Source organism: Angustibacter sp. Root456 (assembly GCF_001426435.1).
Lineage (GTDB): Bacteria > Actinomycetota > Actinomycetes > Actinomycetales > Angustibacteraceae > Angustibacter.
In genome coordinates this window covers 284062-304423 of record NZ_LMER01000001.1, presented here as the reverse complement: position 1 = coordinate 304423, position 20362 = coordinate 284062, and the positions used below count along the sequence as shown (strand labels likewise).

The window sequence follows — 20362 nt, the reverse complement described above, 5'->3', positions numbered from 1 at the left end:
CGGTGGTTACGGTGGTCGACATGGCTGCGACTCCCCACGACGGGCTCCCGCGCGAGCAGCAGGCGGTGCTGCGGGCGTTCGTCGACGACGACGGCCGGCTGCGGCGCATCCCCGCCCGCCGCGCCAAGCGCCTCGTCGTGCTCGACCGCATCGTGCAGGTGTTCGAGGTGGGGGAGCGGTACTCCGAGCTGGAGGTCAACGCGCTGCTGCGCGCGTTCCACGACGACGTGGCCGCGTTGCGGCGCTACCTCGTCGACGAGGGCTTCCTGTCGCGCGAGCACGGCGTCTACTGGCGCACCGGCGGGACGGTGCTGTTCGACGACTGAGACCTCAGTCCGAGGTCTCGGTGCCCGAGCGGGCCCGCAGCACCCGGCGCAGCGAGTCCAGGCGCGAGCGACCGGCCGGCCCGGCGTGCCCCTGCTCGACCCACTCGTCGAGCGCGCAGTCCGGTTCGTCGTGGGTGCAGCCGCGCGGGCAGCCCGCCGTGCCGGGCTCGAGGTCAGGGAAGGCGTTGATGATCCGCGCGAGGTCGATGTGCGCCAGCCCGAACGAGCGCACGCCCGGCGTGTCGATCACCCAGCCCTCGCGTCCGGGCAGCCGGAGCGCGACGGCCGACGTCGACGTGTGGCGGCCTCGACCGGTCACCTCGTTCACGTGGCCGACGGACCGGTCGGCGTCCGGCACGAGCGCGTTGACGAGCGTCGACTTGCCGACCCCGGAGTGTCCGATGAACACACTTCGCCTGCCGCGCAACCGTTCCCGCACCGCGTCGAGACCGACGATGGTGCCGTCCGGCTCGCGGTGCGTCACGACGTACGGCACGTCGAGCGGCGCGTAGCTGCCGACGAACGACGCGGGGTCGGCCAGGTCGGCCTTGGTGAGCACCAGCAGCGGCTGCAGGCCGGCGTCGTACGCCGCCACGAGGCAACGGTCGACCATGCGCGGCCGTGGCTCGGGCTCGGCGAGCGCCGTGACGACCACCATCTGGTCGGCGTTGGCGACGATGACGCGCTCGTAGGGATCGGTGTCGTCAGCGGTGCGCCGCAGCACCGAGCGGCGCGGCTCGACGCGCACGATGCGCGCCAGGCTGTCGGGCTCGCCGCTCGTGTCGCCGACCAGGGCGACCTCGTCACCGATGACGATGCCCTTGCGCCCCAGCTCGCGCGCCTTCATCGCGATCACGGTGCGCTCGCCGTCCGCACCGTGATCGCCGCCCGTTCCGTGCGCGCCGTCCGTGGTGACCAACGTCGTGTACCGGCCCCGGTCGACACCCACGACGAGGCCGGTCTCGGCGTCCTCGTGGCGGGGCCGTTCCTTGGTGCGCGGTCTGGTGCCTCGCCTGGACGGCCGGACGCGGACGTCGCTCTCGTCGTACTCGTGCGTTCGGCGGCGGCTCATCGACCGCTCACGACGCCGGCTCGTCGAGGCCGAGCATCGCGTCCCAGTGCTGGGTGAAGTTCGGCAACGTCTTCGCCGTGGTGCCGACGTTCTCGACGACCACGCCGTCGACCGCCAGGCCGATCACCGCTCCCGCCATCGCCATCCGGTGGTCGTCGTAGGTGGCGAAGCTCCCGCCGTGCAAAGGCTTCGGCGTGATCCGCAGGCCGTCGTCGGTCTCGACGACGTCACCGCCGAGCGCGTTGATCTCAGTGGCCAGCGCTGCCAGGCGATCGGACTCGTGGCCGCGCAGGTGGGCGACGCCCCGCAACCACGACGGCGAGTGCGCGACAGCGGCCAGCGCGGCCACCACCGGAGTCAGCTCGCCGACGTCGTGCAGGTCGACGTCGACGCCCTCGACGGCCCCGTCGCCGACGACGGTGAGGCCGGCGTGGTCGAGGGTGACGTCGGCGCCCATGGCGTCGAGGATGTCACGCAGGCCGTCACCGGCTTGGGTGGTCTGCATCGGCCACCCGGGGACGTGCACCCGGCCGCCGGTGACGAGGGCTGCGGCGAGAAACGGCGCGGCGGTCGACAGGTCGGGCTCGACCTCCAGGTCGAAGGCACCGATGTCGCCCGGCAGCACCCGCCACGTGTTGGCCTCGCTGTCGTCGACGACGACGCCGCGGTCGCGCAGCACCTCGACGGTCATCGCGATGTGCGGCTGGCTCGGCACGGGCTTGCCGTCGTGGTGCACCGTGACGCCCCGCTCGAAGCGGGCGGCGGCGAGCAGCAGGCCGGAGACGAACTGGCTGGACGCCGACGCGTCGATCGTCACGTCGCCGCCGGGCACCACGCCCCGACCCCGCACCGTGAACGGCAGGGCCCCCCGGCCCTCGTCGTCGACGTCGACACCGAGGGCGCGCAGGGCGTCGAGCACTGGAGCCATCGGCCGCTGGCGGGCCCGCGGGTCGCCGTCGATGCGCACGTCGCCGTCGGCCAGTGCGGCCACGGCAGGCAGGAAGCGCATGACGGTGCCCGCGAGGCCGGCGTCGACCTCGATCCCGCCGTGCAGCGGCCCGGGCGTCACGAGCCAGTCGTCGCCGTCGTCGCTCACCTCGGCCCCGAGCTGCTGCAGCGACCGCGCCATGAGCGTGGTGTCGCGCGAGCGCAGCGGGCGGCGCAGTCGGCTCGGCCCATCCGCGAGGGCGGCGAGCACGAGCAGCCGGTTGGTGAGCGACTTGCTGCCGGGCACCACGACCCGCGCGTCCACCGGGCCGCGAGCGACGGGGGCGATCCAGTCCTCGCGGACCTCGACGTCAGTCATGGTGCACAGTCTCGCCAACCCGCCCGCCGGACGTCGAACCCGACCGCCTCGTGGTCGGGCCCGAGTGATGGCGCGCTGCCCCCTGGATCAGTCGAACGGCAGCGTGTCGGTGACCTGGTGTCGGGCGAGGCGCGCCTCGCGACGGGCCGCCTTGGCCGCTCGCCGAGCGTCCTTGCGGGCGTGCTTGGCGGTGCGGGACGCGTCCTTGGCGGCGTGGTGCGCGCGCCACGACAGGCCGGGGCGGCCGCCGGTGTCGACGGCCGCGATGAGCAGGCCACCGAGCATGCTGAGGTTCTTCATCAGGTGCAGTCGCTGCGCCCGGCGCTTGTCGGGGTCGTCCTTGACCTCCCAGAAGCGGTGCGCGGCAGCGGTCGTGGGCACCAGGCTGACGGCGAGCGTCAGCGCCGAGAGGCGGGGGAGGCGACCGGTGGCCAGCAGCGTCCCGGCGCCCACCATGGTGGCGCCGTTGGCGCGCACGAGCATCTCCGGGTCGTCCGGTAGGCCCAGCTTCGGCGCGTACTGGTGGATGAGGGGGCCGACCGTACCGACCTTCGCGGCCGGGTGACGCAGCTGGTCGAGGCCGCCGTCGATGAACATGGCGGCGAGCAGCGGTCGAGCGACACGACGAACGACGGACATGGATCCTCCCGATGATCAGCTACCCCCATCCTGCCGACCCACCGCCGACCCCGCGACCCGGGAAGCGACATCCGTCCTGTCGGACCGACCTGGCAGGCTGGCTCGCATGTGCGGTCGCTATGCAGCCAGTGCCAACCCCGACGAGCTCGTCGAGGAGCTCGAGGTCGAGGCCGACGAGACCCACGGCGGGGTCGCTGCCGACTACAACGTCGCGCCCACGCACCCCAGCCCCGTGGTGCTCGAGCGGGCGCCGCGCGACGACCGCGAGGCGCCGCCGGTGCGCCAGCTGCGCGTGCTGACGTGGGGGCTGGTGCCCTCGTGGGCCAAGGACCCCTCGGTGGGCAACCGGATGATCAACGCCCGTGCCGAGTCGCTGCTCGACAAGCCCGCCTACAAGCGCGCCGCCCTGGCGCGGCGGTGTCTGGTGCCCGCCGACGGCTGGTACGAGTGGCAGACCAGCCCCACGGCGCGCGACGCGAAGGGCAAGCCCCGCAAGCAGCCGTTCTTCACCCACCTCGCGCGTGGTGGCCGCCTGGCCTTCGCCGGCCTCTACGAGTTCTGGCGCGACCCGCAGCGCACCGACGACGACGCCGACGCCTGGCGCACCACCTTCACGATCATCACGACCGAGGCCGAGGCGGGGCTCGACCGGCTGCACGACCGCATGCCGTTCGTCGTCCCACCCGAGCGATGGGACGCCTGGCTCGATCCCGCGGTCGACGACCCCGACACGGTGCGGGCGCTGCTGGAGCCGCTGCCGCCCGGCCGCTTCGAGGCCTACCCCGTCTCGCGGCGCGTGGGGGACGTCCGGGCCACCGGGCCCGAGCTGCTGCAGCCGGCGCCGGTCGAGGAGCTCGTGGGCGTCGTCGACCCCATGACCGGTGAGCTGATCGGCGACCGCGAGGCATGAGCGCGCGCGTGCGCCGCCGCGTCGTGGACGTGCCCACACCCGAGGGTCTGGCGCGTGCGCACGTCAGCAGGCCGCCGTCCGCGCGCGGGACGCTCGTGCTCGGCCACGGTGCCGGGGGAGGGATCACGGCGCCGGATCTGCAGGCGGTGGCGACGGCCGCCGTCGCCGCCGGGTGGGCCGTGGTGCTCGTCGAGCAGCCGTGGCGCGTGGCCGGTCGCAAGGTCGCCACGGCGCCACCGAAGCTGGACGTCGCGTGGCGGGCCGTCGTCGACGCGCTGAGGTCCGGCCGCGGGGCGCTGCCCGCGCCGCTGGTGGCCGGCGGCCGCAGCGCGGGGGCGCGGGTGGCCTGTCGCACCGCCCAGGCCGTCGGCGCCACCGCCGTGGTGGCGCTCGCCTTCCCGCTGCGGCCGCCCGGCCGGCCGGACGCGCCCTCTCGAGCCGACGAGCTGGTGCAGGCCGCCTCCGCGGCGGCGGTGCTCGTGGTGCAGGGGCGGCGCGACCCCTTCGGCGCCCCCGAGGAGGTCGAAGCCGCCCGCACGGGTGCCCGCGTCGTCGCGGTCGAGGGTGACCACGGCCTGAAGGTCGAGCCTGATGCGATCACCTCGGCCGTGCTGCAGCTGCTGCGCGAGGTCGACTCGACCAACGTCTGACCCGATGCGCACCAGGTGGGTCGGAATGACCACTTCGGCAGGCGCGTTCAGACGACGTGCTGACCGCAGTCCCGGACCGAGCCGTCGACGCGCACCCCCTCGCGCGCCCGCCGGCAACCGCTTCAACCCCGCCCCGCCGATGGGTGCTCGACGAGCCGATGCGCCCTACGGCGATATCGTGGACGGCGATGACTGAGACCACCGGCTCCGCCGGAACCGAAGAGACGACCCGAGCCCCCGAGGCCGAGTCGCAGGCTGAGCGGGCCGCGCGCTTCGAGCGCGACGCGCTGCAGTACGTCGACCAGCTGTACTCCGCCGCGCTGCGCATGACCCGCAATGCCGCCGACGCCGAGGACCTGGTGCAGGAGACGTTCGCCAAGGCGTTCGCCGCCTTCCACCAGTACCGCCCCGGCACGAACCTCAAGGCGTGGCTCTACCGCATCCTGACGAACACCTACATCAACACCTACCGCAAGAAGCAGCGCGAGCCGCAGCAGTCCGACACCGACACGATCGAGGACTACCAGCTCGCCCGCGCCGAGTCGCACACCTCCACCGGCCTGCGGTCGGCCGAGGCCGAGGCGCTCGACCACCTGCCCGACAGCGACGTCAAGCAGGCGCTGCAGCAGATCCCCGAGGACTTCCGCATGGCGGTCTACTACGCCGACGTGGAGGGCTTTGCCTACAAGGAGATCGCTGAGATCATGGGCACGCCGATCGGCACCGTGATGTCACGGCTGCACCGCGGACGGCGCCAGCTGCGCGAGCTGCTGCAGGACTACGCCCGCGAGCGGGGCCTGGTCGGCGCCGGCACGGACGGCGGAGGCGCCTCATGAGCTGCGGCAACCCGCACGAGACCGACTGCACCGAGGTGCTCGATCGCGTCTACGAGTACCTCGACAACGAGCTGGAAGAGCTCGACTGCGCCAAGATCCGCCAGCACCTCGATGAGTGCGGGCCATGCCTGAAGCAGTACGACCTCGACCTGGCCCTCAAGGCGCTGATCCGACGCAGCTGCGCCTGCGAGCCGGCGCCGCAGGAGCTGCGCACCAAGATCCTCACCCGGATCACCATGGTGCGGATCGAGCTCGAGGGCTGAGCTCGCGCCGACACGACGAAGGCCCCGCCCGAGTGCTCGGGAGGGGCCTTCGTCGTCAGCGGGCTGGGCCTCAGGCGTTGGGCTTCTTGCCGTGGTTGGCGGCGTTGCCCTTGCGGCTGCGGCGCTTGCGGGCGCGCTTGCTCATGCGTCGCTCCTCAGTCGGTCGGATCGGGATCTGGACCATGGTCCCATACGCGGGTCTACCATCCGACTGCAGGCCGCCGGACGCCGTCCGGTGGCGCACAACTGAAGAGCGCGCGACATGGACTGCCGTCGAGGTCTTTACGGTGCCCACCCTGGCCTGTAGTTTGTCCGGTAAGCCCGTTCCGGTAGGGATCTGGCTGACTCGGGGTGTTCCGCTCCCTGGGTCCGGTACGCCGCTGAGGAGTGGTCCCCATGAGCAAGATCGTCTCCGCTGTCGAGAAGTTCCTCTCCGCCCAGCCGCACTGGACCTGGGAGGGCTGACCGCCCGGGTCTCTGCACGAGACCTGACCTCTCGCCGGTCCGTGCCGCGCGCTCTCGTCCCAGGACGGAGGGCGTGAGATGGACCGGTCACTGAGCCGCGTCCGCGCCTACGTCGGGGTGACGGCGGTGCTGGCGAGCGTCGCGCTCGTGCTGACCTGGCGTTGGCGCCCGCCCGTCGACTGGTGGTCGATCGTCGTCCTCGGGCTGCTGTGCGCGGTGAGCATCCACTCCCGGGTGCGTCGCCTCACCTCGACCACGGGCCTGTCGACGAGCTCGATCGTGCAGCTGGCGGCGGTCGTGCTCGCGGGCCCCACGGGAGCGATCCTCGTCGGTGTCGCGTCGTGGCTGCTCGAGTTCCGGTCGAGCAAGCGCCGCGTCTGGCTCCTGAACGTCAGCCTGTTCGCGCTCATGGGTGCGGGCGCGAGCGCCACGTACTACGCCATCGGCGGCACGGCCGACCCGAGCCGACTCGACACCACCGGCGCGATCGTCAGCGACCTGGCTCTGCCCCTGATCCTCGCGAACGTGGTCATGGCCCTGGTCAACGCGATCGTGCTGGCCGGCGTCGTGAGCCTCGCCGAGGGCGTGCCGTACCGCGAGGTGCTCACCGGCACCCTGCGCAGCGGGGGCATCGCCTACGTCGGCTACGGCCTGTTCGGCCTGCTGCTCGTCGTCCTGTGGTCGTCCGCCGAGGTGGGTCCGCTGTCCGCGGTGCTCGTGCTCGCGCCGCTCTTCGTGGCTCGGTGGGCGTTCGCCCAGTACGCCGAGCAGCACGCCGCCCACGAGCGGACGGTCGCGGCGCTGGTGCAGGCGGTCGAGGCCAAGGACCACTACACCCGCGGCCACAGCGAGCGCGTGGCTCGTGCGTCGGTGATCATCGCCCGCACCGTGGGCTTGTCGCAGCAGCGCACGTCCACGCTGCACTTCGCGGGCATGCTGCACGACGTCGGCAAGCTCGGCGTCCCGACTCGCGTGCTGCAGAAGACCGGGGCGCTCACCGACGAGGAGTTCGCCACCATCGCCCGCCACCCGGTGCGGGGCCTGGAGATGGTGCGAGAGATCGCCTTTCTCGGCGAGGCGTTCCAGGGGATCCTGCACCACCACGAGCGACTCGACGGGCGCGGTTACCCCATGGGTCTGGTGGGCCGCGCCATCCCGGAGTTCGCCCGGATCATCGCCGTCGCCGACGCCTTCGACTCCATGACGTCCACCCGGTCGTACCGGCGGGCGCGGTCGGTCGAGGAGGCGCTGGAGGAGCTCGACCACTGCCGGGGCACGCAGTTCGACCCGCAGTTCGTCGCTGCGCTCACCGAAGGCCTCCAGCGCACCACCTGGACGCCCGCTGCCACCCCTGACGACGACCTCGACCTCGATGTCGACCTCGACGTCGAGCTGGAGGTCGACGTCGTCCCTGGCGGCGTGGCTCGGGCCGTGCGGGCCGACGAGCGCGCCGGCCCGGTCGACTCGCGCGACCACGACGACCCGGCGTTCGCCGAGGAGCGGCGCGTGCCGCTCGAGCTGCCCGCCGATCCCGTGGACGACGGCACCGGACGGAGCGAGCCGTGAGGGCCCCGGCGGGCGCGCGGCCTCGGCTGTCGACCACGGGCGCCTTCACCGCCATCGCCGCCGTGATCACCGCGGGTGCGGTGGGTTCGGTGGCCGCAGGAGTCACCGAGCACGGGCTGGCCGGGCTGCCGGTGGTGCTGGCGTTCGGCGCCGCCATCGCCCTCGGGGAGTCGCTGCGCGTGTGGCTGCCCGGCGAACGCGAGGCCGCGCCCATCGGCACGGCGGCCGCCGTGGCGTTCGCGCTCGTCACGCGCGTCGGAACCACGGGGACGTCGATGCGCGCGGCCACGGTCATCGCGGTGATCGCCTTCGCCACCCTGCTGGGGATCCTGCCGCACTTGCTGGCCTCCAGGGCCCCCGACCTGGCCGGCCTCGTGCACCGGTTCCTGGCCGTCTCGTTGCTCGTGGTGCTGTGGCGCGTCGTCCCGCTCACGGCCGACGGCTCGCTGGCCGAGGCCGGAGGTGGCTGGCACGGCTACCGCTGGCTGCTCGCGCTGCTCATGCTGGTGGCGGCGGGCGTCACGATCACGGTCGACGCCGTGCTCGCGGCGGTGATGCGGGCGGCCGACGAGAACGCCCGGTTGCGTTCAGTGCTGCGCGACGAGCTGCGGGTGGCCGGAGGGCTCGGCAGCGCGATCGGCACCAGTGGCATCCTCATCGCGCTCGCCGCCGAACCCATGGGCCTGCTGGCGGTGCCCGTCTTCCTGGCGCCCCTGCTGCTCACGCAGTTCGCGTTCCGCCGGTACTCGATGGTGCAGGCCACCTACCACCAGACCATCCGCTCGCTGTCGCGTGTCACCGAGCTCGGGGGATACACCGAGACGGGCCACTCGCGACGGGTGGCGTCGCTGGCGCTCGCCATGGGCCGTGACCTCGGCCTCACCGAGCGCTCCCTGCGCGACCTCGAGTACGCCGCGCTGCTGCACGACATCGGCCAGCTCTCGCTCACCGAGCCGATCCCTGGCGGGGCCACCGTGATGGCCGCGCCGCTGGAGCAGAAGCGGATCGCCGACCTGGGCGCGGCGGTCGTGCGGCGTACGGGCGTGCTCGACGACGTCGCCCAGATCATCGAGCGGCAGAGCGAGCCGTACCGTCGGCGCCACCAGACCGACGACGTCGCCGTGCCGCTCGCCAGCCGCATCATCAAGGCGGCGAACGCCTACGACGACCTCGTCGGCGACGGCAGCAGCGAGACGCGGCGGCGCGAGGCTCTCGAGCGGATCCACCTCGGCCTGGCGTACGAGTACGACCCCCGGGTGGTGTCGGCCCTCACCCGCGCCGTCACGCACGCGGACTGAGGGCCCGGACGACTGCGCCGGACGAGTTCACCCGGGTGGCTCAAGTCGACCTGCGACCGCGCCGATCTGCTTCACGTGGACGACTCCGGCCTGATCTCCGTCTCGCCGTACCTTCGCGCCCTCGCGGAGCTGCGGGGCTCCGACCTGCACATCAAGGTGGGTTCCCCGGCTCGCGTGCGCATCGACGGGCGGCTCCGCAAGCTGCAGGGACCTTCGCTGACCCCTGAGCAGACCGCCGCGATCGCCGACGAGGTGATGCGCGATGACCTGCGCGAGTCGTTCCAGCGCACGAACGAGGCCGACTTCGCCTACTCGCTGCCCGGCGTCGGGCGCTTCCGCGTCAACGCCTTCCGCACCCGCGGGTCGATCGGCCTGGTGTTCCGTCGCGTCTCCGTGGGTGCGATCCCGCTAGACGACCTCGGCGTGCCGCCGGTGATCAGCCAGCTCGCCCTCGAGCCGCGCGGCCTGGTGCTCGTCACCGGCCCCACGGGCTCGGGCAAGACGACGACTCTCGCGGGCATGGTCGACCACATTAACACCCACCGCGAGTGCCACATCGTCACCATCGAGGACCCCATCGAGGTGCTGCACCGCGACCAGCTCTCGATGATCAACCAGCGCGAGGTGCGCCTCGACACCGAGGACTTCTCGGTGGCGCTGCGCGCAGCGATGCGCCAGGACCCCGACGTCATCCTCGTCGGCGAGATGCGCGACGTCGAGACCGTGAAGGCGGCGCTGTCGGCGTCCGAGACCGGCCACTTCGTCATGTCGACCCTGCACACCACGAACGCGCAGGAGACGGTGGCCCGCATCATCGACTTCTTCCCGCCGCACGAGCAGAAGCAGGTGCGACTGGCGCTCGCCGGTGCGCTGCGCGGCATCATCTGCCAGCGTCTGGTGCCCCGCGCCGACGGCCAGGGCCGCTGCGTGGCGATGGAGATCGCGGTCAACACCGGCCGTGTCGCCGACGCCATCGTCGACCCCGACAAGACGAGCACCCTCACCGAGCTCATCACCGAGGGCGGCTTCTACGGCATGCAGACCTTCGACCAGCACCTCACCACGCTGATCCGCGACGGCGTGGTGACGCTCGAGGACGCCATGAGCGCCTCCAGCAACCCGCACGACCTCACCGTCGAGCTGCGCCGCCTCGGCCTCGTCGCCTGACGCGCCCCGCCCCACCCGTGCACTTCGGATCCGAAGTGCACGTGGCGGCGTGGGGAGGGGTGGGTTAGCGTCGCGGCGTGGGAGGCGTCCGGCGGGTGATGCGCCGGCTGCCGGCGTCCACCGTGCACGCCCTGCGTGGCCACGACCTGCTGCTGTACGCCGCCGGCGTCACCTTCTACGCGGCGATCGCCGTAGTGCCGGGACTGCTCATCGCCACCCGCATGCTCGCCGTGCTCATCGGTCGCGACGGCGTGCTCGACCTCACGGCCGACCTGACGCGGGCCTTGCCGGGCACCCTCGGCGCCGGGGGAGTGGCGGCCGGTCTGCTGCGGCGCGGCACCGAGCTGAGCTGGTTCGGCGTCCTGGTCTCACTGCTGCCGGCCTCGGTGTACGGCGAAGGTCTGCGCCGGGCGTACGTCGCGCTGGCGGACGTCGACGACCGGCTCAGTGGCTGGCGCGGCCGGCTGGCGGCGGTGCCGATACTGGCGCTCGCACCGGTGCTGCTGCTCGCGGTGCTCGGCGTGACGCCGTTGCTGGCCGACCTGTTCGGCTCCGGAGCCGGCGGCCGGGTGCTCGGGGTCTACGTCGCGCTCAACGTCGACTGGCTGGTGGTGTCGGTGCCGCTCGCCTGGACGTTCCGCGTCGTCGCACCCGGCGTCCTCGGGTGGCGCGCGAGCGTGCTGGGCGGCCTGGCGACCGGTGCGTTCGTCGCGGGCTTCCTGCAGGGCTTCGTGCTGTTCCTGTCGCTGCCGCTCGACCTGGGTGCGCCGTTCGGTGGCGTCACCGGCATCGGGGCCGCGGTCGCCGTCCTGCTGTGGCTGTGGGTGCTGCACCTGGTGGTGCTGGTCGGCTGGGCCGCCACGCGCCAGGCGGCGGCGCTCGCCCGGGCCTGACCTCGAGACGCCGGACGGCGGTGCACCCCGTGGGATGCACCGCCGTCCGCTCGAGCGTCGTGCGTCAGCCCGCGAGCTCGGGGATGTCGTGGACGCTGGGGTCACCGGCGTCCGCCCGGTAGTCACGAGGAACGGTGACGTCCTCACCAGCCGGCGCCTTCAGAGCCCGGAACACCAGGGTGAGCACCGCGGCGACGACGACGTTGATGACGAACGCCGTCAGCGCGATGTAGCCGCTCTTGCCGATGATGTCGATCGCACCCACCGACGAGCCGAAGTGCTTGCCCGTCGCGGGGTTGATCTGCTGGTAGGCGGTGATGGTGCCGTAGACCATGGCGACCGCCCAGCCGGCGAGCAGCGCCCACCGGTGGAACCAGCGGGTGTAGAGCCCGAAGACGATCGCGGGGAACGTCTGCAGGATCCACACGCCGCCGAGTAGCTGGAAGTTCAGCGCCAGCGTCTTGTCGAGCGTGAAGACGAACAGCAGCGCACCCAGCTTCACGATGAGCGACACGAGCTTCGACACCGACGCCTCCTGGGCGTTCGTGGCGTTCGGCTTGATCCAGTCGCGGTAGATGTTGCGGGTGAACAGGTTCGCCGCCGCGATCGACATGATCGCCGCCGGCACGAGCGCCCCGATCGCGATGGCCGCGAAGGCGATGCCCGCGAACCACGACGGGAACTGGTCCTCGAACAGCTGCGGGACGACGAGCTGCGGGTTCGGCTTGCCGTCGAGCCCGATCGGCTTGGTGCCCGCCGCGATCGCGACCCATCCCAGCAGGGCCAGCAGGCCGAGCAGGAACGAGTACGCCGGCAGGATCGAGGCGTTGCGCCGGATCACGTGACGGTTCTTGCTCGACAGCACGGCGGTGATCGAGTGCGGGTACATGAACAGCGCCATCGCCGAGCCCAGCGCCAACGTCGCGTACGGCCAGAACTGCAGCGAGCTCGGGATGAACGCGCCCGTCGGCTTGCCCGTCACGGCGTTCGGCTTGGCCATCTTCTCCTGGGCCGCACCGAAGATGTGGTCCCAGCCGCCCACCTTGTGGGGCAGGTAGATGATGGCGACCAGGATCACCAGGTAGATCAGCCCGTCCTTGACGAACGCGATCATCGCCGGAGCGCGCAGTCCGCTGGAGTACGTGTACGCCGCGAGCACCGCGAACGCGATGAGCAGGGGCAGGTCACGCGCGAGCCAGTTGCCGCTGCCGCCGATGCCCATGACCTCGAGCACCGCCTGGATGCCGACGAGCTGCAGGGCGATGTAGGGCATCGTCGCGAGGATGCCGGTGATCGCGACGGCGAGCGAGAGGCCGCGCGACCCGTACCGACCCTTGACGAAGTCAGCCGGCGTGACGAACCCGTGGGTGTGCGACACCGACCACAGCCGCGACATGAACACGAAGATGATCGGGTAGACCACGATCGTGTACGGGACGGCGAAGAAGCCGCTCACGGCACCGGTGGCGAACATCGCTGCCGGCACCGCGACGAACGTGTAGGCGGTGTAGAGGTCGCCGCCGAGCAGGAACCACGTGATGAAGGTGCCGAAGGAGCGCCCGCCGAGGCCCCACTCCTGCAGGCTCCCCATCGGCCCGGTGCTGCGCCAGCGAGCCGCCATGAACCCCATGACCGTCACGAGCAGGAACAGGATGATGACGATCGTCAGCGCCGTCCCGTTGACCCCCGTGGTCTTCTCGGCGCTGAGCAGGGCCGCGCTCATCGGCGCTCCTCACGGTCGGCGCGGCGTCCGGTGCTGGCGACGACGACGCGGTAGGCGATGGACGTGCAGATGGCGGCGAGGAACACCCACAGGAACTGGTACCAGAAGAAGAAGGGGAATCCCCACAGCTTCGGCGTGGCCTTGGCGTAGCTCGACACCCACATCAGGGCGACGACGGGAGCGGCCAGCAGCACGATGACCAGGACGAGCTGCGGGGTGGGAGGGCGACGCGAGACGACCTCGCGATCTCGGTCGTCGGCGGGTCGGTCGACGGGTCTGTCCACGGGGGCCTCCGGGCGGGGTTCGTCGGACGATCGGCGGGGCTCGGATGCCACCGCCGGGCGGGACGATACTCCCGATGTGCCGCTGTGCAACGATCTTGCGCGCCAGGCGGTCGGCGCGTTGCGGTAACCGGTCGCGGCGCCGGCCCCTACCTGCCGACTTGTGACGACTTTCGTACCCAACCTGGACGGCGAAAGGGCCCTAACGCGTCACAAGTGCGGGGCCGCGGTGCCGGGAGGACGACGACGCCCCGGCCCGCAGCGCGGACCGGGGCTTCGAGGTGAGACTCAGGCGGCCTTCTTGGTCTCCCAGAAGATCTCGGCGATCTGGTCGATCTTGGCGAGCAGCTCGTCGGCCTTGCCGGGGTCAGAGGTGCCCTTGGCGCCCGCGGCGCCGGCGAGCTTGGTGGCCTCGTTGAACAGCTGGTGCAGCTGCGGGTACTTCTCGAAGTGCGGCGGCTTGAAGTAGTCGGTCCAGAGCACCCACAGGTGGTGCTTCACGAGCTCGGCGCGCTGCTCCTTGATGAGGATCGCGCGGGTCTGGAACTCGGGGTCGGAGTTGTCCTTCATCTTGCCGATGATGGCCTTCACCGACTCGGCCTCGATCTTGGCCTGCGCGGGGTCGTAGACGCCGCAGGGGAGGTCGCAGTGCGCGCTGACCTCGACGGTGCGGGCGAACAGGCGGGAGAGCATGGGGTGGTCCCTTCTTTCGCGACTCGCGTGAACGATCATGCTCAACTTACCCGCGCGGGTCGGGGAGCGCGCGGGCGGGCCGGGGCCACACGCGCGCCAGCACGACGCCCAGGACGTCGGCTTCGGCGATGGCCCCCACCTGCCACGAGTCGACCCCCTCGGTGGGGCTGTCGCGCTCGACCCACCAGGTGCGGCCCTCGCGGCGCACGGCCCGCTTGACCGACACCGGCCGCGGGCCGTCATCGGCGTCCGGCAGCCGGACGACGACCAGCCGGCCCGGGCGCGGGACGGCGCCCCACCGCACGAGCAACCGGTCGCCGTCGTGCAGCGTCGGCAGCATCGACCGGCCGCGCACCACGGTCAGGCCCCACCGACCTGACAGCGTCAGGCCTCCGTCGCCGGGTCGCCGGGCTCGTGGATGGCGCTGCCGTGATGACCCTCGGCCTCCTCGCGCTGCATGCGCTGCAGGAACGAGCGCGTGCGGGCGTGCTGAGGGTTGGAGATGACCTGGCGCGGCTCACCCTGCTCGACGACGACCCCGCCGTCCATGAAGACGACGCGGTCGGCGACCTCGCGGGCGAACGACATCTCGTGGGTCACCACGATCATCGTCATGCCGTCAGAGGCCAGCTCGCGCATGACCGTGAGCACCTCACCGACGAGCTCGGGGTCGAGCGCGCTCGTCGGCTCGTCGAAGAGCATCAGCTTGGGCTGCATGGCCAGGGCCCGCGCGATGGCCACCCGTTGCTGCTGGCCGCCGGAGAGCTGGGCGGGGTAGGCGTGCGAGCGGTCGGCCATGCCGACGCGCTGCAGCAGCTCGACAGCGTGCTTGCGCGCCTCGGCCTTGCCGATGCCCTTGACCTGCACCGGCGCCTCCATGACGTTCTCGGTGGCGGTCATGTGTGGGAACAGGTTGAACCGCTGGAACACCATGCCGATCTCGCGGCGCTGCGCGGCGATCTGCTTGTCGCTCAGCTGGTGCAGCTTGCCGTCGCGTTCCTCGTAGCCCATGAGGTCGCCGTCGACCCAGATGCGGCCGCCGTCGATCGTCTCGAGCTGGTTGATGCAGCGCAGGAACGTCGTCTTGCCCGAACCGGACGGCCCGAGCAGGCACACCACCTCACCGGTGCTGACGTCGAGGTCGATGCCCTTGAGCACCTCGGTGCCGTGGAAGGCCTTGTGCACGTTGACCGCGTGCACCAGCGGCATCTCGCGCGCCATCTCAGTGGCCTTCCTCGGTGATGCCGGTGGGCTTGACGCCCGTCTTGCTGCCGAAGCCGCGGCCGAAGCGGCGCTCCAGGAAGTACTGGCCGACCATCATGATGCTGGTGAGGATCAGGTAGTAGATCGTGGCAGCCACGAGCACGGGGAAGGTCTTGTACGTGCGGCTGCCGATCGACTGCAGCTGGAAGAACATCTCCGTGGTCAGCGGCAGGCCGATCAGCAGCGAGGTGTCCTTCATCATGGCGATGGTCTCGTTGCCCGTCGGGGGAACGATCACGCGCATGGCCTGCGGCAGAACGACTCTGCGCATGGTCTTGCCGCTCGACATGCCGAGGGCCTGGGCGGCCTCGCGCTGCCCCTGGTCGACGCTGAGGATGCCCGCGCGGGCGATCTCGGCCATGTACGCGGCCTCGGAGAGCCCGAGGCCGAGGATGCCGCCCCAGATGCCGGCGAAGATCTCGTTGGCGTTGAGGGTCAGGAACCGCAGGTCCGACGACAGGCCCAGCCAGTCCATGATCACCCAGTCGAACGGGAACCCGAACGACAGACCGTCGCGGAACAGCAGGCCGAGCACGCCCATCGTGGTGAGCAGCACCAGTCGCGGGATGCTGCGGAAGAACCACGTGAACACCCAGGCGACCCCGGACAGCACCGGGTTGGCCGACAGGCGCATGACCGCCAGGACGACGCCGCCGACGACGCCGACGACCATCGAGCAGATCGTCACGAGGATCGTGCCCTTGAGCAGGCCCTCGATCACCGGGCGCTGGTTCATGGCCTTGGCCACGAACGACCACTCGAAGGCCTTGTTCGTGAGCAGCAGGTGCAGCAGCATCAACGTCAGGACGGCGATGACCGCGACCGCCACCCACCGGCCGTAGTGCCGCAGCGGTACCGCGTCGATCGCCCCGGGGCGCTCGGCCCCGGGGCTCGACATCGGCTCAGCGGTCACGGGTTGACGGCGAAGTCGCTGATCGCGCCGGACTTCACGCCCCACTTGTCGAGCACCTTGTCGTAGGTGCCGTCGGACTTCAGCGCCTTCAGTGCGTCGACGAGGGCGTTCGCGAAGTCCGTCTGGTCCTTGGGCACGACGTAACCGTAGGGCGCGGAGTCGTAGACGTCGCCGACGGTCATGAGCGCACCCGACGACTGCAGCACCGCGTAGGCGCAGACCGGCGAGTCGGCGAGCATGGCGTCCGCCTTGCCCGTGGCCACGGCCGCCGTGGCCTGGTCCTGACCCTTGTACGGCAGGACCTTGATGGCCGGCTTACCGGCGTCCTTGCAGGCCTTCTGCCGCTTGGGCAGGTCCTCCTCCTGCTGCACGGTGCCCGTCTGCACGGCGACCGTGAGGCCGCACGCGGCGTCGGGGCTGACGTTCTTGGGGTTGCCCTTGGCCGTGGCCCACTGCGTGCCGGCGCTGTAGTAGCTCACCATGTTGACCTGCTGCTTGCGCTCGTCGTTGATCGTGAACGACGAGACGCCGACGTCGTACTTGCCGCCCTGGACGCCGGTGATGATGCTCGAGAAGTCGGCGGGCACGAACTCGACGTCGACGCCGAACTTCTGGCCGACTGCCTTGAACAGGTCGACGTCGAAGCCCTGGACGGTCTTGCCGTCCGCGGCGAGGAACTCGCTGGGGGCGTAGGAGGCGTCGGTGCCCACCACGATCTTCTTCGCCGTCTTGACCTTGTCCGGCAGCTTGGCCGCCAGCGCGGAGTCGACGCTCGCGGACGCGACGGTCTTGGTGTTGGAGCTGCCACCGGTCGACAGCGAGTCCGACCCACAGGCGGACAGCGAGATCGCGATCCCGGTGCCGAAGACGACGGCAGCGGCAGCGCGACGGGAGCGGAGCAACAAGGGAGGCCTCCTACGGGGCTTCGGTCAGGTGATCCGCATCCTGCCACCCCGCGGACGGCAACGTCATGCACGTCACAACAACTTCGACCGTCTCGTGACCTTCCAGCCGTGGTGACGACGAAATCCGTGTGGCACGATGGTCACGTCTTGCGGGAGACCCCCGTGCGAAGGCCCCGCGGCCACACCCGGCCGCCCCAGCTCGTGCACTACGGCAGTATCGCCGGCCGCACGCGGGAACGGGTCTCGAGGTCCCCGAAGCAACCCAGATGAGGTGAAACGGACCCATGTCCGCCGAACTGTCCCTTTCTCGCACCGCCGCGGGCGCGCTCACGCCCAGCCACGACCCGACCTCGCCGGTGTTCGAGTACCACCGCGGCGGCAAGCTCGAGGTGCGCGCGCGCACCCCGCTCACCGGACGCGCGGAGCTCTCGCTCGCCTACACGCCCGGCGTCGCCGAGGTCTCCCGCGCCATCGCGCTCGATCCGGAGCTGGCCGACGTCTACACCTCGCGCGCCAACACCGTCGCGGTCGTCACGGACGGCACGGCAGTGCTCGGCCTGGGTGACATCGGACCTGCCGCCGCGCTGCCGGTGATGGAGGGGAAGGCGGTGCTGTTCAAGCACTTCGCCGGGATCGACGCCGTGCCGGTCTGCCTCGACACCACGGACGTCGACGAGCTGGTCGACACCATCGCCCGCCTGGCGCCGTCGTTCGGGGGCATCAACCTCGAGGACATCTCGGCCCCGCGCTGCTTCGAGGTCGAGCGGCGGCTCAAGGAGCGGCTCCCCATCCCCGTGTTCCACGACGACCAGCACGGGACGGCGGTGGTGGCCCTGGCGGCGCTGCTGAACGCCGCCAGCGTCGTGGCCAAGCCGCTCGAGGGCCTGCGCGTCGTCGTGGGCGGGGCGGGCGCTGCCGGGGTGGCCGTGACGAAGATCTTGCTGCGGGCCGGTGTGGGTGACGTCGTCGTCTGCGACAGCCGCGGCGTCATCGAGCCCAGTCGCAGCGACCTGGCGGCGCACAAGCGCAGGCTGGCCGCGACCACGAACCTGCGTGGCGTCGCCGGTGGCTTGGCCGACGCCCTCGACGGAGCCGACGCCTACATCGGCGTCAGCGGTGGCACGGTGCCGGAGGACGCTCTGGCGCGCATGGCCCCGCGAGCGATCATCTTCGGGCTCGCCAACCCCGACCCGGAGGTGCATCCCGACGTCGCAGCCCGCTACGCCGACGTCGTCGCCACCGGACGCAGCGACTACCCGAACCAGATCAACAACGTGCTGGCCTTCCCCGGCATCTTCCGCGGGGCGCTCGACGCCCGCGCCACGTCGGTGACGGAAGGCATGAAGCTCGTTGCGGCACAAGCGATCGCGGGGCTGGTGGCGGAGCCCACGCCGGGCGAGGTCGTGCCCTGCGTGTTCGACGAGCGGGTCGTGCCAGCCGTCGCCGAGGCGGTGGCCGCAGCGGCGCGGCGGGAGGGTGTCGCGCGCGCCTAGCGGGTCAGCGTGCGGGTGAGCGTGCGGTCGAGCACCTGGCTGCCCTGCACGACGTGAGCGTGCTCCACCTCGACGGCGGCTCGGCGTCCGGCGATGTCGACGGTCATCACACCGTTGCTGAACCACGGGCCGCCGTCGACGGCCCAGCGGATGCCGGGGTCTCGCACCCCGGCTCGCCGCGCCAACCAGTGGAGCGCGCCCGCGACGGCCGGCCGGTCGAGCCAGCGGTTGGCTCGACGGATGAACGGCCCCAACGGATTGCGGAACGGCGACATCGTGAGCTGCACCATCGCGGTGCGGTTGGCGTCGACGCCCTCTACCTCGGCCGTCGCGATGTAGGAGCAGTGCACGTCACCCGACAGCCACAGCACGCTGGCGGGCGGCCGGTCACGGCCGGCGACCGACTGCACCAGCCCCACCATCGCATCGAACGACCGCCGGAACGCCGCCCAGTGCTCGAGGTCGACCGCCCGGCGCAGCTGCTCGCCCAGGCGGCGACCGGGCTCACCCCAGGCACCCTGCGCGACGGCCTCGTCCCAGCCCTCGAGGTGGTGCACACCGTGGACGAGCAGGAAGGGCAGCGACGTGCCGATGAGCAGGTGGTCGACGTCCACCTCGGTGGCCTGTTGGAACCACGCCCACTCCTTGGCGTCGACCATCGCGCGGTCGTCGGGGTCGAGGCGGCGCGAGCAGCGCGAGTCGAGCACCACGAGCCGTGTGCGCCCGAAGTCGCGCACGAAGCTCCAGCGCGCGGTGTCGGGCTCGGAGTCCGCACGCAGTGAGAAGTCGGCCAGCAACCGCGCGCGTGCCGCGCCGTCGGGCGCCTCGCGCACCTGCCGGTAGAGCGCGTCGTCCGCGAGCTCGCGCGGTGAGAGGTTGCCGAGGTGCTGGTAGACCCAGTACGACGAGAACGCGCCCACCACCCGGTCGCGCCACCACGGCTTGGCGCTCGTCTCCTGCCGCCACGACCACGAGCTGTTCCAGTCGTCGCGCAGGTCGTGGTCGTCGAGGATCATCGCCGTCGGCAGCGTGGACAGCAGCCAGCGCACCGCCGGTGTGCGCCACGACTCGTGGTAGAGCCAGGTGTACTCCTCGAAGTCGACGATCTCCTCGCGCACCTCGGGGTCGCGGTAGCCGCGCTCGCGCCGCTCGTCGCCGTCCTGCACGCGTTCGCCGAGGTCGTGCAGGTGGCGCAGCCGCTCCTTCAGCGCGGGGGAGGGCTCGTCGGCGTAGACCTGGTCGCCGGCGAGCAGCAGCGCGTGCGGCCAGTGGCCGTCGTCGCCGGCCATCATCCGCTGGGCCAGCGCCACCAGCGCGTCGGCGCCCACCGAGCGCAGGGTGCGGCGGTCGAACGGCGCGGCCCGCCGGCACGAGCCGAAGGCCAGGCGCAGGCGGTCGTCGTCCCCGAGGGTGTGGATCACGCTCGGTGGGTGGGGCGAACCCGGCTCCGGCCAGGCCAGGCGCCCGTCGAGGCGCACCTCGTACGGCGTGCGCGTGTCGGGCTCCAGACCCTCCACGACCACGAGCGCGTAGTGGTGGTCGTGCACGTCCCAGGTGCGGGTGCGGTGCCCCAGCACCTCCACCTCGCACGGGGCGTCGGTCTCGACCCAGACGGTCGCGGTGGTGTCGCCGACGTGCCGCAGCAGCGGGCCGACGACGACGGAGGGCCCGTCGGCGCAAGTGGTCACGGGGGCTAGGGT

The 20362-nt window shown here is 71.7% G+C and carries 22 protein-coding genes; 10 read left to right on the top strand and 12 right to left on the bottom strand.

Annotated elements, in window-relative coordinates; translation table 11 throughout:
- The first annotated feature begins 20 nt into the window (after positions 1-20).
- Entirely contained in the window at positions 21-326 is a 306-nt protein-coding gene (locus tag ASD06_RS01455) for a DUF2087 domain-containing protein (RefSeq protein WP_056672930.1), read from the top strand.
- Positions 327-330: 4 nt separating this feature from the next.
- Here the strand turns inward: ASD06_RS01455 and rsgA are convergent, their stop codons facing one another.
- From rsgA to ASD06_RS01440, 3 genes are all read right to left on the bottom strand, one after another.
- Entirely contained in the window at positions 331-1398 is a 1068-nt protein-coding gene (gene rsgA, locus ASD06_RS01450; protein ID WP_056672226.1) for a ribosome small subunit-dependent GTPase A, read from the bottom strand.
- 7 nt (positions 1399-1405) lie between these two features.
- On the bottom strand, positions 1406-2704 hold the full coding sequence (gene aroA / locus ASD06_RS01445; RefSeq protein WP_056672225.1) for a 3-phosphoshikimate 1-carboxyvinyltransferase: 1299 nt from the start codon (positions 2702-2704) through the stop codon (positions 1406-1408).
- An 87-nt stretch (positions 2705-2791) separates the two neighbouring features.
- Positions 2792-3343: a DoxX family protein gene (locus ASD06_RS01440; RefSeq protein WP_056672223.1), complete on the bottom strand. Its 552-nt coding sequence runs from the start codon at positions 3341-3343 to the stop codon at positions 2792-2794.
- A gap of 106 nt (positions 3344-3449) precedes the next feature.
- On the opposite strand from ASD06_RS01440, the gene ASD06_RS01435 reads away from it, so the two are divergent.
- The 4 genes from ASD06_RS01435 to rsrA all read left to right on the top strand — a co-directional run bounded on the left by ASD06_RS01435 (position 3450) and on the right by rsrA (position 6002).
- Positions 3450-4253, top strand: a complete 804-nt coding sequence (locus ASD06_RS01435) for an SOS response-associated peptidase (protein ID WP_056672221.1) — start codon at positions 3450-3452, stop codon at positions 4251-4253.
- Complete coding sequence (locus tag ASD06_RS01430) at positions 4250-4903, top strand: alpha/beta family hydrolase (RefSeq protein ID WP_056672218.1); 654 nt, start codon at positions 4250-4252, stop codon at positions 4901-4903. The genes ASD06_RS01435 and ASD06_RS01430 overlap by 4 nt, the downstream gene beginning before the upstream one ends.
- Before the next feature lie 188 nt (positions 4904-5091).
- On the top strand, positions 5092-5739 hold the full coding sequence (locus tag ASD06_RS01425; protein ID WP_056672217.1) for a sigma-70 family RNA polymerase sigma factor: 648 nt from the start codon (positions 5092-5094) through the stop codon (positions 5737-5739).
- Positions 5736-6002 carry a mycothiol system anti-sigma-R factor gene (gene rsrA / locus ASD06_RS01420; RefSeq protein ID WP_056672215.1) on the top strand — a complete coding sequence of 89 codons (267 nt, stop codon included), beginning with the start codon at positions 5736-5738 and terminating at the stop codon, positions 6000-6002. The genes ASD06_RS01425 and rsrA overlap by 4 nt, the downstream gene beginning before the upstream one ends.
- A 70-nt stretch (positions 6003-6072) precedes the next feature.
- Here the strand turns inward: rsrA and ASD06_RS19870 are convergent, their stop codons facing one another.
- Entirely contained in the window at positions 6073-6147 is a 75-nt protein-coding gene (locus ASD06_RS19870) for a 50S ribosomal protein bL37 (RefSeq protein WP_369853652.1), read from the bottom strand.
- A gap of 398 nt (positions 6148-6545) precedes the next feature.
- Between ASD06_RS19870 and ASD06_RS01415 the strand changes: the two genes are divergently transcribed.
- The 4 genes from ASD06_RS01415 to ASD06_RS01400 all read left to right on the top strand — a co-directional run bounded on the left by ASD06_RS01415 (position 6546) and on the right by ASD06_RS01400 (position 11391).
- A complete protein-coding gene (locus ASD06_RS01415) occupies positions 6546-8033 on the top strand; it encodes an HD-GYP domain-containing protein (RefSeq protein WP_056672213.1) in 1488 nt (495 codons plus the stop codon).
- Complete coding sequence (locus tag ASD06_RS01410) at positions 8030-9331, top strand: HD-GYP domain-containing protein (protein WP_056672211.1); 1302 nt, start codon at positions 8030-8032, stop codon at positions 9329-9331. Before ASD06_RS01415 ends, ASD06_RS01410 begins: the two co-directional genes overlap by 4 nt.
- A gap of 75 nt (positions 9332-9406) precedes the next feature.
- A complete protein-coding gene (locus ASD06_RS01405; RefSeq protein ID WP_200941782.1) occupies positions 9407-10498 on the top strand; it encodes a type IV pilus twitching motility protein PilT in 1092 nt (363 codons plus the stop codon).
- A gap of 77 nt (positions 10499-10575) precedes the next feature.
- Entirely contained in the window at positions 10576-11391 is an 816-nt protein-coding gene (locus ASD06_RS01400) for a YhjD/YihY/BrkB family envelope integrity protein (RefSeq protein ID WP_200941781.1), read from the top strand.
- Between the two features lie 64 nt (positions 11392-11455).
- Here ASD06_RS01400 and mctP read toward each other — a convergent pair whose 3' ends face one another.
- From mctP to ASD06_RS01365, 7 genes are all read right to left on the bottom strand, one after another.
- Complete coding sequence (gene mctP, locus ASD06_RS01395; RefSeq protein ID WP_056672208.1) at positions 11456-13114, bottom strand: monocarboxylate uptake permease MctP; 1659 nt, start codon at positions 13112-13114, stop codon at positions 11456-11458.
- On the bottom strand, positions 13111-13398 hold the full coding sequence (locus tag ASD06_RS19515; protein ID WP_235502169.1) for a DUF3311 domain-containing protein: 288 nt from the start codon (positions 13396-13398) through the stop codon (positions 13111-13113). The genes mctP and ASD06_RS19515 overlap by 4 nt, the downstream gene beginning before the upstream one ends.
- A 285-nt stretch (positions 13399-13683) precedes the next feature.
- Positions 13684-14088 (bottom strand): superoxide dismutase, Ni, encoded by a 405-nt coding sequence (gene sodN, locus ASD06_RS01385; protein WP_056672205.1) that lies wholly within the window; start codon positions 14086-14088, stop codon positions 13684-13686.
- A 46-nt stretch (positions 14089-14134) separates the two neighbouring features.
- The gene (locus tag ASD06_RS01380; RefSeq protein ID WP_200941780.1) at positions 14135-14446 is read right to left on the bottom strand and encodes a S24/S26 family peptidase; all 312 of its coding nucleotides are present in this window, start codon (positions 14444-14446) and stop codon (positions 14135-14137) included.
- Between the two features lie 26 nt (positions 14447-14472).
- On the bottom strand, positions 14473-15309 hold the full coding sequence (locus ASD06_RS01375; protein ID WP_056672202.1) for an amino acid ABC transporter ATP-binding protein: 837 nt from the start codon (positions 15307-15309) through the stop codon (positions 14473-14475).
- Position 15310: 1 nt separating this feature from the next.
- Positions 15311-16264 (bottom strand): amino acid ABC transporter permease, encoded by a 954-nt coding sequence (locus tag ASD06_RS01370; RefSeq protein WP_056672199.1) that lies wholly within the window; start codon positions 16262-16264, stop codon positions 15311-15313.
- A complete protein-coding gene (locus ASD06_RS01365) occupies positions 16261-17169 on the bottom strand; it encodes an ABC transporter substrate-binding protein (protein ID WP_056672197.1) in 909 nt (302 codons plus the stop codon). Before ASD06_RS01365 ends, ASD06_RS01370 begins: the two co-directional genes overlap by 4 nt.
- Before the next feature lie 284 nt (positions 17170-17453).
- Here ASD06_RS01365 and ASD06_RS01360 point away from each other — a divergent pair, with 284 nt between their 5' ends.
- Positions 17454-18662, top strand: a complete 1209-nt coding sequence (locus ASD06_RS01360; protein ID WP_056672194.1) for an NADP-dependent malic enzyme — start codon at positions 17454-17456, stop codon at positions 18660-18662.
- Here ASD06_RS01360 and ASD06_RS01355 read toward each other — a convergent pair.
- Positions 18659-20350, bottom strand: coding sequence for an alkaline phosphatase D family protein (locus tag ASD06_RS01355; RefSeq protein WP_056672190.1), 1692 nt, complete (start codon positions 20348-20350; stop codon positions 18659-18661). The genes ASD06_RS01360 and ASD06_RS01355 overlap by 4 nt on opposite strands.
- Positions 20351-20362 lie beyond the last annotated feature (12 nt).

Bases quoted from the DNA above. Each gene is read 5' to 3' on its own strand.
- ASD06_RS01455 (WP_056672930.1), top strand. From the start codon at position 21: ATGGCTGCGACTCCCCACGACGGGCTCCCGCGCGAGCAGCAGGCGGTG.
- rsgA (WP_056672226.1), bottom strand. From the start codon at position 1,398: ATGAGCCGCCGCCGAACGCACGAGTACGACGAGAGCGACGTCCGCGTC.
- aroA (WP_056672225.1), bottom strand. From the start codon at position 2,704: ATGACTGACGTCGAGGTCCGCGAGGACTGGATCGCCCCCGTCGCTCGC.
- ASD06_RS01440 (WP_056672223.1), bottom strand. From the start codon at position 3,343: ATGTCCGTCGTTCGTCGTGTCGCTCGACCGCTGCTCGCCGCCATGTTC.
- ASD06_RS01435 (WP_056672221.1), top strand. From the start codon at position 3,450: ATGTGCGGTCGCTATGCAGCCAGTGCCAACCCCGACGAGCTCGTCGAG.
- ASD06_RS01430 (WP_056672218.1), top strand. From the start codon at position 4,250: ATGAGCGCGCGCGTGCGCCGCCGCGTCGTGGACGTGCCCACACCCGAG.
- ASD06_RS01425 (WP_056672217.1), top strand. From the start codon at position 5,092: ATGACTGAGACCACCGGCTCCGCCGGAACCGAAGAGACGACCCGAGCC.
- rsrA (WP_056672215.1), top strand. From the start codon at position 5,736: ATGAGCTGCGGCAACCCGCACGAGACCGACTGCACCGAGGTGCTCGAT.
- ASD06_RS01415 (WP_056672213.1), top strand. From the start codon at position 6,546: ATGGACCGGTCACTGAGCCGCGTCCGCGCCTACGTCGGGGTGACGGCG.
- mctP (WP_056672208.1), bottom strand. From the start codon at position 13,114: ATGAGCGCGGCCCTGCTCAGCGCCGAGAAGACCACGGGGGTCAACGGG.
- sodN (WP_056672205.1), bottom strand. From the start codon at position 14,088: ATGCTCTCCCGCCTGTTCGCCCGCACCGTCGAGGTCAGCGCGCACTGC.
- ASD06_RS01375 (WP_056672202.1), bottom strand. From the start codon at position 15,309: ATGGCGCGCGAGATGCCGCTGGTGCACGCGGTCAACGTGCACAAGGCC.
- ASD06_RS01360 (WP_056672194.1), top strand. From the start codon at position 17,454: ATGTCCGCCGAACTGTCCCTTTCTCGCACCGCCGCGGGCGCGCTCACG.